The 13,621-nt window shown below is 70.2% G+C and carries 11 protein-coding genes and 1 pseudogene; 5 read left to right on the forward strand and 7 right to left on the reverse strand.

The annotated features are described in order from the left end of the window. Positions 1 to 162: 162 nt before the first annotated feature. A complete protein-coding gene (locus tag ACH4TV_RS31530) occupies positions 163 to 507 on the forward strand; it encodes an STAS domain-containing protein (RefSeq protein ID WP_398404106.1) in 345 nt (114 codons plus the stop codon). Positions 508 to 608: 101 nt separating this feature from the next. Here the strand turns inward: ACH4TV_RS31530 and ACH4TV_RS31535 are convergent, their stop codons facing one another. Next, entirely contained in the window at positions 609 to 749 is a 141-nt protein-coding gene (locus ACH4TV_RS31535; protein WP_398404108.1) for a hypothetical protein, read from the reverse strand. Positions 750 to 897: 148 nt separating this feature from the next. Between ACH4TV_RS31535 and ACH4TV_RS31540 the strand changes: the two genes are divergently transcribed. Beyond that, positions 898 to 1,272 (forward strand): hypothetical protein, encoded by a 375-nt coding sequence (locus ACH4TV_RS31540; protein ID WP_398404110.1) that lies wholly within the window; start codon positions 898 to 900, stop codon positions 1,270 to 1,272. A 1-nt stretch (position 1,273) separates the two neighbouring features. On the opposite strand, the gene ACH4TV_RS31545 is transcribed toward ACH4TV_RS31540, so the two are convergent. Beyond that, entirely contained in the window at positions 1,274 to 1,831 is a 558-nt protein-coding gene (locus ACH4TV_RS31545; RefSeq protein ID WP_398404112.1) for a hypothetical protein, read from the reverse strand. 118 nt (positions 1,832 to 1,949) lie between these two features. Between ACH4TV_RS31545 and ACH4TV_RS31550 the strand changes: the two genes are divergently transcribed. Continuing rightward, complete coding sequence (locus ACH4TV_RS31550; protein ID WP_398404114.1) at positions 1,950 to 2,222, forward strand: hypothetical protein; 273 nt, start codon at positions 1,950 to 1,952, stop codon at positions 2,220 to 2,222. Here the strand turns inward: ACH4TV_RS31550 and ACH4TV_RS31555 are convergent, their stop codons facing one another. The 4 genes from ACH4TV_RS31555 to ACH4TV_RS31570 all read right to left on the reverse strand — a co-directional run bounded on the left by ACH4TV_RS31555 (position 2,223) and on the right by ACH4TV_RS31570 (position 10,268). Beyond that, positions 2,223 to 2,672, reverse strand: coding sequence for a hypothetical protein (locus tag ACH4TV_RS31555; protein ID WP_398404116.1), 450 nt, complete (start codon positions 2,670 to 2,672; stop codon positions 2,223 to 2,225). Next, entirely contained in the window at positions 2,669 to 7,588 is a 4,920-nt protein-coding gene (locus tag ACH4TV_RS31560; RefSeq protein ID WP_398404118.1) for a DNA repair ATPase, read from the reverse strand. The genes ACH4TV_RS31555 and ACH4TV_RS31560 overlap by 4 nt, the downstream gene beginning before the upstream one ends. Before the next feature lie 80 nt (positions 7,589 to 7,668). Next, positions 7,669 to 9,702, reverse strand: a complete 2,034-nt coding sequence (locus ACH4TV_RS31565) for a flotillin family protein (RefSeq protein WP_398404120.1) — start codon at positions 9,700 to 9,702, stop codon at positions 7,669 to 7,671. 77 nt (positions 9,703 to 9,779) lie between these two features. Beyond that, complete coding sequence (locus ACH4TV_RS31570) at positions 9,780 to 10,268, reverse strand: hypothetical protein (RefSeq protein WP_398404122.1); 489 nt, start codon at positions 10,266 to 10,268, stop codon at positions 9,780 to 9,782. A gap of 247 nt (positions 10,269 to 10,515) precedes the next feature. Between ACH4TV_RS31570 and ACH4TV_RS31575 the strand changes: the two are divergent. Together ACH4TV_RS31575 and ACH4TV_RS31580 are read left to right on the forward strand one after the other, a co-directional pair. Beyond that, positions 10,516 to 11,390, forward strand: a pseudogene (locus tag ACH4TV_RS31575) (PucR family transcriptional regulator); the annotation flags it as partial. Between the two features lie 246 nt (positions 11,391 to 11,636). Continuing rightward, positions 11,637 to 12,170, forward strand: coding sequence for a TerD family protein (locus ACH4TV_RS31580; RefSeq protein ID WP_398404124.1), 534 nt, complete (start codon positions 11,637 to 11,639; stop codon positions 12,168 to 12,170). Positions 12,171 to 12,792: 622 nt separating this feature from the next. On the opposite strand, the gene ACH4TV_RS31585 is transcribed toward ACH4TV_RS31580, so the two are convergent. After that, positions 12,793 to 13,356, reverse strand: a complete 564-nt coding sequence (locus ACH4TV_RS31585; RefSeq protein WP_398404126.1) for a uracil-DNA glycosylase — start codon at positions 13,354 to 13,356, stop codon at positions 12,793 to 12,795. Positions 13,357 to 13,621 lie beyond the last annotated feature (265 nt).

The following is a 13,621-nucleotide window of genomic DNA, read 5'->3' on the forward strand; positions in this document are numbered from 1 at the left end:
CGTTTGCCCACGTCAGGTGTTTCCTTACGCCTCCACAGGGATCTCGGCTGTCCCGAAGGGGTGGCACAGAACAGGCACCCCGGCCATGCCCCCCGTAGGCTTCCCACAGGTGTGCCGGGAAGCCTGGTCGGCAGTCATCCGATGCTGCCCCGGAGCCAACGAATGCACTTCTTCCGCCTGCATCACCGCCGACAGGCCAGGCCGCGCAGCCCGCAGGCTCACGAGGTGGTCCGGCTGCGCGGCGACCTGGACGCCCGCAACGCCGAAGCGACCGGCCGCCGTCTGGTCTGGCTGATCGACGCCGGGCCCGACGTCCTGGAGATCGACCTGGCCGGTGTGAACCGCCTCAGCCCGGACGGCTGCGCGGCGCTGCTCATGGCCCTTCGAGCCGCCCGGGCGCGCGGCACACGGCTGGTCATCACGCATGCGAACGACCGGGCAAAGGCGATCCTGCGCCAGATCGGCATCACCCGCGCGCTGGCGACCGGAGCGAACAACGGCACATAGGCGGGCCGACACGTTTTCCTTCCCGAAACCGGCAGTGTCCGGCCTGCCGGATTGCGCGCTGGCGACCTGTCAGGGCCGCGTAGTGAAGGCGCTGAAGAGACTTACCGGGCTTTCACGGTCGCCGACTGGTCCTGCGCCCGCAGGATCGCATAGTCCTCGCCGCCGGCAGCCAGTGCATGGCCGATGTCCTCGGCCGACAGCCGCGGCCCGGGACACGGCCCGCGGACGCGTAGGTCAGGCATCGAGGGACCATGAAGAGTGCCGGAACCAGGCAGTGACGCTTCTCGACGGCGCATGGGATCGTCGTCGCGGCGTGGTGGACGACATCGCGCGGAGGCAGGTCCCCGACCGCCGTTGGACTGTCACCCGAACCAACAGGGAGTGCGCGTCGTGTTCGACTGGCTGTGGCTGCTCGGTTGGTCGGCGCTCGCCCTGCCGCTCGCGATCGCCTCGCTGCGCGGCTGGGCTCCCAAGTGGACCCGGCATCAGATCAGTCCGTGGGGCATCCGCGTCCGGGGCGTCGCGCTGCTGGTGTTCTGGGCGAGCGGCATGGTTGTCCCGCTGGCCCGGTGGAGCGGCCTGGACTCCGAGGACAGCATGTTTCTCACCTTCCCCGCGCAGTTCGGCCTGATGATGTTCGGAGCGGGGCTCTTGTGCGGCTCACAGCTCGGCGAGTGGTTCTACCGCCAGGCCATGCAGGCCCGGCTCCTCGATGAAGCGCGGGACGAGAGCGGGCGGACGCACAGCCCGGAGTCCACCGGCTGACTCAGCCCGTCTTCCACCCCCGCCGGGTGTCGGCCTGCTCCCACTCCGCCGCCCACTGCGCCAGACGCCGCTGATCCAGCCTCAGCCGTACGACCCAGGCAGCGCCCAGCACTGTCCCGCCCGCACCCATCGCCGCCAGCACACCGCCCGACACCGCGTGCAGCCGGGCCTCCCCGTCGGTCAGGGGCTCAGCCGTGATGTGCCCGCTCGCGTCCGTCCACACGGTGACCGTGCTCCCGGGCGGGGCCCCGTGCGGCACCCGCGCTTCGTCCGTGTAGGTCGAACCGTCCGGCGCGGTCCAGCGCACGGTGGCCCACACCCGGCCGTCGATCGTCGCCCGCGCGGGCGCACGATCCTTCGTGTCCTCGACGAGCACAGCCGACACTTCATGGCTTCGCGCCCGCTGCCGCTCGGCCTCCGCCTCGACCGCGTCCGCCGCCGCCAGGCCCGCGAATACACCACTGACCAGGGCGACCACCCAGCCGGCGAGCACGATCCACGCCTCGACCAGGTCGCTGCGCCGCCGCAGCGGATTGCTCCGCCACCGCCACGGACGCACCCTGCGACACCGTGACGCAGCCACAGGCATCACCCCTTGGTGAGCTCCGACAGCACCCTTCCAGTGTGCTCCCGGCGAACGCGCCGCGTACGGTCCGCGTCGGCCTCCCGGCCCTCGGATGTACGACGCTGGGCGCGGGCTGCCGGGCCTGCGGGTGCTCGACGAGAGGAGCGAGCCGAAGGCGATCCTGCCCGGCTCCCGGATGGCGAAGGTGCTGGTCTCCGCGTACGTGACCCACGACGACGAGAAGCACGCGGAACCACCGCCGGTCCCCGATCAGAAGGACAAGGCGGGGACCGGTGGGCTGGAGAAAGGGGGCACGCGTCTGCTGGGCGTGATCACGGCCTCGTACCTGCTTCACGAACTCCTCGGCGCTTTCGGCGCCCCATGATCACGACGGCTGGTCCAGGGCCATGGCCAGGCGCTCCGCGGTGCGCTCGCCGGCACGCTGCCTGATCAAACCCTCAAGGGCAGCCGCACGCAGCCTCACGTCCGTTTCCGTTTCTCCGCTCATGGAGACCAGGGCGGTGACCACGACGGAATTCAGTCCGCCGATCCCGGCGCTCACCAGCCCTCGGACCGTCGACCGGTCGGCGGTGCCTTCCGCAACTGTGGGCTCGATCCCCCTCCCGGCTTGTTCCAGGACCCGCACCACGTGTCTGAGGGTCTCCTCGGGCGGCAGCGGGACGATCAGGTCGACTTCGTGGACGTTCTTCCTCAGCATTCTGGCCACCAGCCGTACGATCCGCTCGCTGGCCCCTGCCATACGCGCCAACGCAGCAAGCTCGTCGACCAGAAGCTCATCCTCACTCCGGTCCGTCGGCCCCTCTCTCGACGTCACTTCTCCTCCCCTGGCCCCGAGATCGGACGGTCCGCGTGCCGGGCGGTGAGGTTGGCCGCCGCCAGGCGCGGGTCCACGGCGCGGTTGATCTCCGTCTCCACAGCCGCGACCCGGTCGGCGAGGAGGCCCAGGGCGGCGACGGCCCGGGCGAGCGCAGCGAGACCGGGATCCTCCTGACCGGAGGCCGAGGGAAAGCCGTTGTCGCCGCAGACGTACGCGGCCTTCAGCTCGGCCCAGCGCACAGCCTGTTCGGGCGACAGCGTGTCGCGCAGTTCGCCGAGTTTCAGCAGGTTGGCCTCCGCGCCGACGGTGAGGGTCTGGGCCTCGGCCCGGTAGTGGTCGTCGATCAGCGCCGCCAGCTCGGTGCCGTTCATGACCGGCTGGATGCGCTGGGCGATCTTGTTCATGTTGCGGTAGGAGCCCTGGAGTTGGAAGGGCGGTTCGGTGCGGGTGGCGTCGGACTGGCCGGCGGAGGCGATGTAGGCGGCGTTCACCGCCAGAACCGTCCTGCGGGCCGTGAGCAGGTGCCGCAGTACGGCCTGGATCCGCTCCAGCTCGGCCGGCGCGTACGGGTGGGTCAGCCGGTCCGTGCGGGCCGTCGCGTCGCCCTCGGCCAGGCGGACAAGCAGGTCGAGGTCGGCGCGGTCGCGGCCGGCGAGCGGGGCGAGGACCGGGTTGGCGGTGAGCGCGTTCTCGATGAAACTGAGCGCGAAGGCGTCCTGCTTGCCGGTCAGGACGTCGCCGAGGTTCCAGATGTCGGCTCGGTTGGCGAGCATGTCGGGGACGCGGAAGCGGCTGCCGGACTCGGTGTAGGGGTTGCCCGCCATGCAGACGGCGAAGCGCTTACCACGCAGGTCGTAGGTGCGCGGCGCGCCGTCCCGGACACCCTCGATGCGGCGGGTGGCATCGCACAGCGGGATGAACTTCTGCAGCAGCTCGGGCGAGGTGTGCTGAATGTCGTCCAGGTACAGCAGCGTGTTGTTGCCCGTCTCCAGCGCGAAGTTGATCTTCTCGACCTCCTGGCGGGCGGTCGCGTTCGGAGCCTCGGCCGGATCGAGGGAGGTCACCGCATGGCCGAGTGCGGGGCCGTTGACCTTGACCAGGATCAGGCCGAGGCGGTCGGCGACGTACTCCATGAGAGTCGTCTTGCCGTAGCCGGGCGGGGAGATGAGCATCAGGAGGCCGCTGGTGTCGGTGCGCTTGGCGTCGCCCGCGGTGCCGAGCTGCTTGGCCAGGCTGTCTCCGATCAGCGGCAGGTACACCTCGTCGATCAGTTTGCCGCGCACGAAGGCCGACATCACGCGGGGCCGGTACTCGTCCAGGCGGAGGCGGGTGCGCTCGACGGCCACCAACTCCGCACGGCGGCGCTGGTACGCCCGGTGTGCGGGCACCTCGCGGACCCGGAACTCCCGTGTGCGGGCGAGGAGTTCGTCGACGCGGACGGTGAGCGTGCGGCCGCTGACGCGCGGGTGGGTGCCGAGCAGCCCCTCGACGGTCCCGGTCAGCGGCGCGTCGGACTCGTAGCGGGGCAGATCCGGGCAGAGCTCGGCGGCCACCGCCTCGGCCAGGTCGCCGGGGGTGGTCTCCGTGCCGGTCGCGGTGGCGTACGACGTCAGCCACGCCTCGACCAGCTGCCTGCGGGCGCCCGGGTGGGTGAGGACGGCGAGGTCGTCGTCGTAGGCGGAAGTGCCCACCGTACGGCGGAACTTGTCGAGGAGGGTGCGGGTGCCGGCGCTGATGACGAAACCTTCGGGGCCGCTCGTCAGCTCGTCGAAGAGGTAGGCCGCCGCCGCTTGTGTGCCGATGGCCTCCGCCAGTTCGGCCCGCAGGTCGTCGATGGCGGGCGTGAGTCCGAACGTGTCCCGGGCGCGCGCCAGCGATACCGCCCGCCGGGTCCAGTTCTCGCGCTGCTCGGCCGTCGTGGCGTGTGCCCAGAAGAGATGGGCGGTGGCGCGGGCGGCGGGCTCGTGGCGGAGCTGACCGGCGCCCTCGTACAGGGGGAGAAGTGCGGCCAGGATCAGGGTCGCGTCGTGGTCGTGGACGCCGCGCTGGTAGCCCTCGTCGTATGCCGCCTCCGCCGCCCGCCGGACCAGGGCGGGCAGATCGGCCGCCGCGAGCGCGGCCGGGCCGTGCTCGTCCAGCAGACGGGCGGCGAGGTGCTCGGCACGGTAGACCTCTGGCGACTCGGACGGCAGGGGGCGGTCCCAGTACGGGCGGGTGGCGGCGAAGTCGGGGTCCGTGACCGGCGAGCGGTAGTCGGTGCCGGTGAGCGCGAAGGCGAGGGTGTCGCCGTGCGGGACCAAGGTGAGGTCGAGGGGCTGGGTGTTGACGGCGAAACGGTGAGTGCCCAGGCGGAGGGTGCGGCCGTCGTCGGTGTACAGGTCGGTGCGGTCGCGCAGGGCGCGCAGCGCCTCCTGGCGGGCGGACTTCAGGCGGCCGTCCAGTTCCTCCGCCCTGACCTGGTCCCCGAGTGCGCGCAGGTCGTCGGCGAGGCGGCGGACCTTGGCGGGCATCGGGTCGGAGGTGAAGTACGTGGCGATCGCGTCCGTGTCGGCGAGCGTGCCGGTACGGCGGGTGACCGTCTGCAGGACGCGGGTCGCGGAGTCGGCGAGGCGTTCGGCGCGGCGGGCGCGGGCGTCGGCGAGGGTCTGCTTACGGGCGGAGAACGCCTCGTGGACCTCGTCGCGCTTGTCCGCCAGCTCGCCGAGGAAGTCGTCGAACTCGGCGAACCGGGCCTCCAGGTTCTCCACCTGCACCAGCATGCGGGCGAGTTGCTCGTCGCACGTCTCGGGGCTGTCGGCGGCGGCGAGCCGACCGATGACGGCCTGGCCGAGCAGCGCGAACTCGGCAGCGAACTCGGCCCGCCCCTCACGGTCGAGGAGCGCACGGCGACGGCTGTCGAGGGTGGCGCGGGCGCGGTTGACGCCGCCGAGGACCTCGGCGATCCGCTCGAGGATGGACGTGCGGACGGTGGCGTCGCCGATGTCGAGCCCGGCGACGACCTCGGTCACCGTGCGCAGCCCGTCGGCGAGTTCGTCGAGACGGGTGGCGACGGGCGTTGCCTCGGCGACGGTGACGATCGCCTCCGCGTCGGCGGCGAGCTGCTCGGTCTCGGCCTGGTGGTCCGTGAAAGCGTCCTCGCGGGCGAGGTGGGCGGCGGCACGCTTCCCGAAGGAGGTGAGGTCGGCGTCGACCTCGGCGGCGAGTTCGTCGATGCGGGCGGTCTGCGCGTACCGTAGGTCCTTGAGGGTGAGCAGGTGGCCCTGGGCGTGGCGCAGTTCGGTCAGGCCGGTCACCCAGGCGGTGGCGCTGCGCGGGGCCTCGCCGCGCAGGCGCCGTACGACGGCGGCGACGCGTGCTGCGGCCTCCGTGAGCGCGTCTGCGGCCTGCCGGGTGAGGGCCTGGACGGTCTCGAACTCGGCCAGCACCTGCTCGGCGGTGGCCCGGACCTGCGTGAGCGGCTCGTGCAGATCGCCCAGTTCGGGCTGGCCCAGCCAGTGGTAGGAATCAGCCGCCCGGACACAGGAGGCGGCCAGTTCCTCGTACACCGCGCTCGTGGGGGTGGTCTCGGTGACGGCGCGGCTGATGGACAGGCAGTCGGAGATGCCGCGCACGAGGTCGGCGTTGCCGACCCGGGCGAGCGGACCGGCGCCTACCGGCTGGGCAGTGGCGTGGATGTCGGAGACGAAGGGCGTGTTCCACAGCTGGACGGGGTGGACGCGCTGCGGTTCGGCGTTGATTCCCGCGGGGTCCCCGCGAAGCACGACAAGGGAGCCGTCGTCGAAGAGCGCCCAGCCGTGACAGGACAGCGGGGTCGCGACCTCCTTACGGATCATGTTGTATGGCAGCAGCAGACTGCGGCCCTCGGCCCGCGCGTGGAAGGCGTACAGGACGTCCTCGCCGTTCGGGGAGCGGACCGCCCGCTCGAACTGCAGGTCCGCTGTGTCGACGCCGTCGAACGTCTTGTACGCCCCGGTGGCCAGGCAGTAGCCGCCGGGGAAGACGATGCCCTGGTCCTCGGGCAGGCGGCGGCAGGCACGGCCGATGCCGTCGAGGCGGACGACGGTCCGGGTGAGGGTGTTGAAGACCAGGTGGCGGTCGGCGTCCTCTTTGTAGGGGCGGACGCGCAGCAGAATGAGGGTGCCCACGCGCGTGTACGCGATGTCGGCGTCGGCGAGGGACTGCAGCGGCTCGTCGACCGGTTCGGCGTAAATGCCCTCGCCCGTCTCGGTGTTGTTCTCGACCTTGACCGTGAGCGTCCCGCCGAGCGTCTCGACGAAGACCTCGCCGAGGATGGAGATGTGCGGGTGGCGGCCGAGGACGTGGTCCTCGCGGGTCGCCTCGGTCCACTCGAAGTCGTGGGAGGACGGGACGACGTTGAGCTGCTCGTCGCGGTCGCCGCGCGCGTCCAGGAAGGTCGCCTGTCCGTCGCCGGTCAGCGCCCAGCGCAGGACGCGGATGTCGCCGGCCTTGTCGCCGGTCTGGAAGACGGCCAGCAACTTGACGTGGACACAGTGGAGTTGGAGAAGGTGGGCCTGGCGGTAGTAGCGGTAGAGGGCGGCGAACTCACGGACGAAGGCGGGATCGTCGAGCAGGCCGGGCACGGCGTCGTCCGGCAGCCGGTTCAGGTCGCGGTCGTGCAACGCGAAGACGTCACCGACAGTCGTCTCCGGCTTGATACCGAGGAAGACGTTGTGGCCGAAGAGCAGCACGTCGCCGACGGCGGCGATGTCGCGGGGCACGCAGGCGTGCCCGGTGCGCAGCCGCTCAGTACCGGCGAGTTCGAGGCGGCTGGAGCCGAACTCCTCGGTGCGGCGGGCGTTGAGCGTCTCGGCGCGGCGGGCGAGTTCGGTGGCCTGCGCGGTGAGGCGGTCGCGCAGTACGTCGTACGTGCCGGTGTCCAGGCCGGTGGTCATGGGATCGTCCCTCTCGAAGAGTTGAGGAGGCATGGCCGGGAGCTGCCCTCCCCTGTGCGGCAGCTCCCGGCCATGGGTCGTCAGAGCGTGGCGCTGCCGTTGACCGCGGCGAGCGGAGTGTCGGCCAGGCCCAGCTCGCCCGCCTTGTCCAGCAGGTGCTGGAGCTGTCCGGCATTGGCGCCGCCGCTCTTCATCAGCTTCATCAGCAGGGCGGAGACGGTCAGGTTCTGCACGTCGGCCGTGGAGACCGAGCCCAGGACGTGGCTGAGGTCGTCGGTGAAGCTGGAGGTGCCGTCCAGCCAGGGCTTCACGAGCGCCTGGGCCGTCTCGGAGTGCTGGACGAAGCCGTCGACGCTCTTACCGAGCGCGATCGAGGACACCAGCCGGTCGAAGAAGACCGAGTCCCCGCCGACGATGTTGATGTCGGCGTTCTCCAGCCCGGTGGCGAGCACCGCGGCCTGTGCCTCGGCGACCTGCCGCTGCACCTCCAGTCCCGCCAGGCGGATGTCCCTCTCGGCCTCCAGCCGCAGCCGGTACTCCTCGTGGCCGCGGGAGGCGTCGTCGAGCGCGGCCATCGCGGCGGCCTTCTCGGTGAGACCGGCGGCCTCCGCCTTCAGCTTCCCGCCGATGCCGTCCGCCTCGGCCAGCGCCTTGGCCCGCGCGCCGTCGGCCTCGGCGCGCAGCCGGGCCTGGGTCGCCTCCGCCTCCGCACGGCCGGCCTTCTCGATGACCTCGGCCTCCTTGTCGCGGACCTGGACGGCGGCCAGCCCCTCGGCGGCACACTCGGCCTGGATGCCCTCGGCGAGCCTCAGCTTGGCCTGCGCGTCGAGGTCGGCGCTCTTCAACCGGGCGTCGGCCAGGGTGACTTCCTCGGCGGCACGGTGTACGGCGGCCTGCTCTGCGGCCTCCGCGGCCTTGATGTCCTTGACCAGTTGCTCCTGTGCCTCGGCCTCGGCCGCGATGACGACTGACTGCCGCTGCCGCTCCGCCTCCTCCACCGCGCGCACGGTCTTGATGGCCTCCTCCTGCTCGGCGACCGTCCGGTCCACCGCGATCCGTTCGCGGATGACCTCGGCGATCTCCCGCTTCTCCGCCTCGATCTCCTTGTCGGCAGCGATCCGGGTCAGCCCGGTCTCCCGCTCCCGCGCGATGACTTCGAGGAGCCGGTCCTTCTCGATGCGCTCGTTCTCGATGGCGATGACCCGCTCGCGGTTCTTCTGCGCGACGGCGACTTCGCGGGCCTGGTTCTCACGCTGGATACCGAGCTGCTCCTCGGTCTTCAGGAACGCGCCCTGCGCGCGCAGCCGCTCCTCCTCCATCACCCGCGCCGTCTCGGCCTCCTCACGGGCCCGTACGGTGTCGATCTCCCGCCTCTGCTTGATCTCGGCGTCGGCCTGACGGCGCTCCAGTTCCAGGATGGCCTCCCGCGCGTCGACGTTCTGCCGGGTGATCTCCTTCTCCTCCGTGCGCTGGGCCTCGTTGGTGCGCACGTGCTCCACGGCTGTCAGCTCGGTGATCTTTCGGATGCCCTGGGCGTCCAGGACGTTGGCCGGGTCGAGCTGGGTGAGCGGCGTCTGCTCCAGGTAGTCGATCGCCGCGTCCTCCAGGTGGTAGCCGTTGAGGTCGACACCGATGACCTCGATGATCCGGTACCGCAGTTCCTCGCGCTTGGTGTACAGGTCGGTGAAGTCCAGCTGCTTGCCGACGGTCTTCAGCGCCTCGGAGAACTTCGCGTGGAACAACTCCTGCAGCGTGTCCCGGTCGCTCGCCCGTGCCGTACCGACGGCTTGGGCGACCTTGATGACGTCCTCGACGGTCTTGTTGACCTTCACGAAGAACGAGATCCGGATGTCCGCACGGATGTTGTCCTGGCAGATCAGTCCCTCTTTGCCGGCCCGCATGATCTCGATGGTCTTGACCGAGATGTCCATCACCTCGGCCTTGTGCAGCACCGGCAGCACGACCTGCCCGGTGAAGGTCACGTCGACCTTCCGCAGCTTGGAGACGATCAGCGCCTTGCCCTGCTCCACCTTGCGGAACAGCTGGGAGACGACGAGTACGACGAACAGGCAGACGGCGACGAGCACGCCGACGCCCACAATCATGGCAACCATGGCATACGTCCTTCAGGCATAAGGAAGTTGAGCGCGAAGCAGAAGGGGCCGGAGACGAGCTCCGGCAGCGGAGCGCCTCAGACGGCGCGGCCCCGCAGAGGGAGCACCGCGTCGCGCGACACGCCCCCGTGGGGATCCCGGCTGTCGGTATCCGACGGCTCAGCCGAGCCCGTCCGAGCCTCGTTGGGCACGAACGGCACGGGTTCGTCCGGGAAGAGGCGGTGCAGCGGCCGTACGATCAGGCAGGTCGCGGCCCAGGCGACGAACAGCGCCCCGACGGGTACGACGAGGCGCAGCATCCCGGCGACCGGTCCTGGGAGCGCGAAGACGGCGAGCAGAGCCACCGCTCCGATGCTCAGGCACCAGGCGAGCAGCGTCAGCAGCGAGAGGGCGACGGCCACGGGCACCCCACCCATGTGCCATGCCCCAAGGTCCACGTCTGTGTCGAAGCTGCGGACGCCGGCGACGCCCACGACGGCCAGGAGCCAGAAGCAGACGACCACGACCAGTGCAGCGGTCAGCAGGATCGTGGGCAGGCCCGTGGCCGCTGCCAAAAGTGTCCGCATCCCCCGGGCCCCCCTTTCACCTGCGGCGCGCATCAGTCGTCTCTGACGGCGCACGGTCGCTCCGGGCCCCGGTGTCGGGCACCTGCCGGTGTCCGGCATCGGAACCATCCGCCGTGCTCCCCACAATCCATGCTGCACGAGTCGACCCCGGAGGCGCATTGCCGGTTCCCGGCAGTGTTCGTGAGGGTCTGTGTGCCGGTGACCGCTAAGAAACCGTCACCGGCGCGTCAAGAATCCGGGGGACGCCATGACGGACCGGGAGCTTCCCGAGCAATATCTGGACGGTTACGCCGAGTTCCTGGCCGAGGTGTCGGCCGCGGGACGAGATCGTCTCCCGCCGCGCCCTGGGTGAGCATGGCGCCAGGCCGTGGACGGGCTGCGCATCCTCGTCAGCGCCCATCTGACCGCTGCCCGCATCGCCTGGCCGGTCCGCTTGGCGCCGCGGACGGCGCGCTTGCCGCCGTGCAGTAGCTCATCGATGCGTTCGCCGAGGGATACGAACACGCCCAGCTTCTTGCAGTGCGCCAGCAGGAAGCCGCCCGCCGGGAGTTCGTCGACAGCCTCCTCGACGGCCGCAGCGACCTCGGCCGCCTCGCCTAACGCTGCAGCCCGCGCCTGCCCCACGCCCACGGGGTCGCCGTCGCGCAGGGCCCGGCCGCCTACGACGAAGGCGACCCGATGCCCCGGCAGGCAGAACCGGAGCTCAGCTCCCGCTTCGGCGACCGCAGCGGCCTCATCACCACCAACGACGGCCGTCTCCTGCGCATCGCCCCCGGCACCAGGACAAGGTACTCGCCCACTTCGCCACACAGGCACACGCCACCACCGACGGCGGCCGGGTCGCCGTCGGCCGCCCCCAACCCGGCCCCGGACGCGTTGTCCAGTCCCACGAAGAAGCCCTGGGCGTCCTCGACCTCGGCGCCGCGTCCTGCACGCCGCCGACCTGCCCGTTCACCCCGTCCTCACCCCGCGACCGCCAAGCAATGGCCCACCCACCTCTGCGCCGACACTGTGGGCCCGCTCACCACGACCCTCCTCGACCCCGCCGACTCCACCCACCGCTACATGCTCCAGACTGAGGCGATCGGCGCGCGGCTGCTGGACTGCGCTGCCAAGGGCCTCTGCCACTCGGCACCCACCGGGCGGGGCGGGGCGGACAGCACAAGCGACGACCGCGCAACCACTCCCCCGGCCCGACACTGACCACGGCCCACACCATCGACTGCCATGGCATCCACTGAGTGTTCCTCAACACCGCGTACCCGTCCAAGGGGCCTGCGCAGGAAGGCTTCAACAGGTGGGCCGAAAGACATACTTGACCTTGCGGGGGACCACCCGTGGTGGTGGCACGGGAGAGGCAGCAATCCGGTGAGCAATGAGAGCCAGAGCGTGGGGAAGGCCGAGGTACGGCTCAAGTGGGACCCGAGTCCCTGGAATCAGCCACCTCACCATCTCGACATCATCGCCACGACCTACTCAGCGGATGCCGCCTACGGGCGGCCTGTGTACATCGTCCACTTCGACAGCCGCTCACCGGACGGCACCATCAACATGAGCCGGCACAGCCAGACCGGTCAGGGCTTCGGCTACGTCGAAGTCATGACCCTGGAGCTCGATCGCCTCGCTGCCTCCTTCGCACGGGTGGTCGTGGGCGTGGCGATCCACCAGGCCAGCGGACCCAAGTCATTCGGTGACCTGTCGAACGCCGGAGTGCTCGTCCTCGACGGGTACAAGGAGCTCCTGAAGGACGACTTCACGCAAGTCGCCGGATCCACCGCGGTGACGGTCGCGGAGTTCACCCGGGATGCTTCAGGAGCCTGGGAGTTTCACGAGATGGTCCGCGGATTCGACAGCAACCCCGTGATCTTCACCGCGGAGATGGGCAGCGCCCCGCAGCCCTGACTGACGGAACAGCGCACAAGTGTACGGCCGACCGCCGTAGCGCCCGAGGTCGGCTTCCTCCCGGTCCCAGCACTGCTCGTCCAAGAGGTGGCTGATCGTAGGCGCGCAACAGGTCTTCAATACGCTGGTTGCGCAGGGAGGGCTCGGCCGCAAGACGCGCGACAGTGGGGCGGTATGCATCACCTTCCGACTCCTTGGCGATCATGTGCGCCATCGAAGCCAAACTCAGCGGCACTCCCGTAACCGCCCCAGTGTCGTCGCCGACCTCCCGTCCAGAGGACCTGACCGCTCTGCGTGCTGGACACGCCACCGCCATGAAGATCTCACGGCCTGCGCGGCAGCATGGTCATCAACATCCGCACCTTGCTGGGCCAGTACGCCGCCGCCCTCGGACGGCTTGGTGGCAAGCGTCGAAGGCGTGCAGGCGGTGCGTCGGCGGGTGCGGCTCTCCTGCACCGAGTCGGGCATCCACCTGCCAGCTCTGGCCAAGATCGCGCGGGATCTCCAAACGTCGGCGTCATCGCGCCGTACCCGCACTGGTGTTCGGCAACCAGCGTCAGGCGACCGGGGACTTCACCGGGCCTTCCGCGCGATAGCCGTGTGGGGGCTGCTTTCGCAACAACTACCGCTGGAGTAGCTTCGCCACCCGCCGATAGGAGTCAAGTCGCTGCTGTTCCCGGGCGGCACGGACGTCCGGGTCGGGTGACCACAGGGCTTGCCGACTGGGGTGATAGGTGCTGACAACCTGATAGCCGCTCTGCTGAATGAACTGTGGATGGGTCCTTTCCAGTCGCCTCCAGGAGTCTTGGGCGTCGACTCCCTGCAAAAGGACCACTTCGAGACGCGGAAGCAGACCAAGGAGACGTGCCAGGATCGTCACTCCGGCCCTGCGTTCTTCGGCGTTGGGCGCACGGTTGATGTACCAGGGGTAGGCGTTCCAGGGCATGGTGTCGCGTGCCTCTATGCCGGCCTCGGCGAAGCCCGTGCACTGCCGCTCTGCAGTGGCGTCGTCGTTTTCCACGCAGAGGAAGCCCGAACCGGTGCCTTCCTGGGTTTTGGGGCCGGGATCACGGAGAACGCACAGCACGCGCGCCTCGACGCCTCCGTGCCAGGGCGCCACGTACGGCATCCAGCCGCGGCCGTCCTGGTCGCGCAGTTCGTCGACCATTTCATTGATCGCGCGCACATGCGGTGTGTACCGGTCTCTGTCCTGCTCGTCACGGAACCCGTCGTCCGCCATACGTCTGGCCACTTCGAATCTCCAAGTCGTTGGTTCGCTCGGCTCACAGTAGTGACGCCCACTGACAAGCCCGCCACCCGATCGGCGTCCTCCCAGCTCAGCCCTCTTCCCGGCGGTGTCCAGGCAAGTGGTGTGAGCTGCTGAGCCGGCCCCCGCTCTGTCGCACGTTGAGTGTCGGGGCGAGGGCCAGGGGCAGGTCGGACGTGGCAGT

It is taken from the genome of Streptomyces sp. NPDC020898, from assembly GCF_044333925.1.
GTDB lineage: Bacteria > Actinomycetota > Actinomycetes > Streptomycetales > Streptomycetaceae > Streptomyces.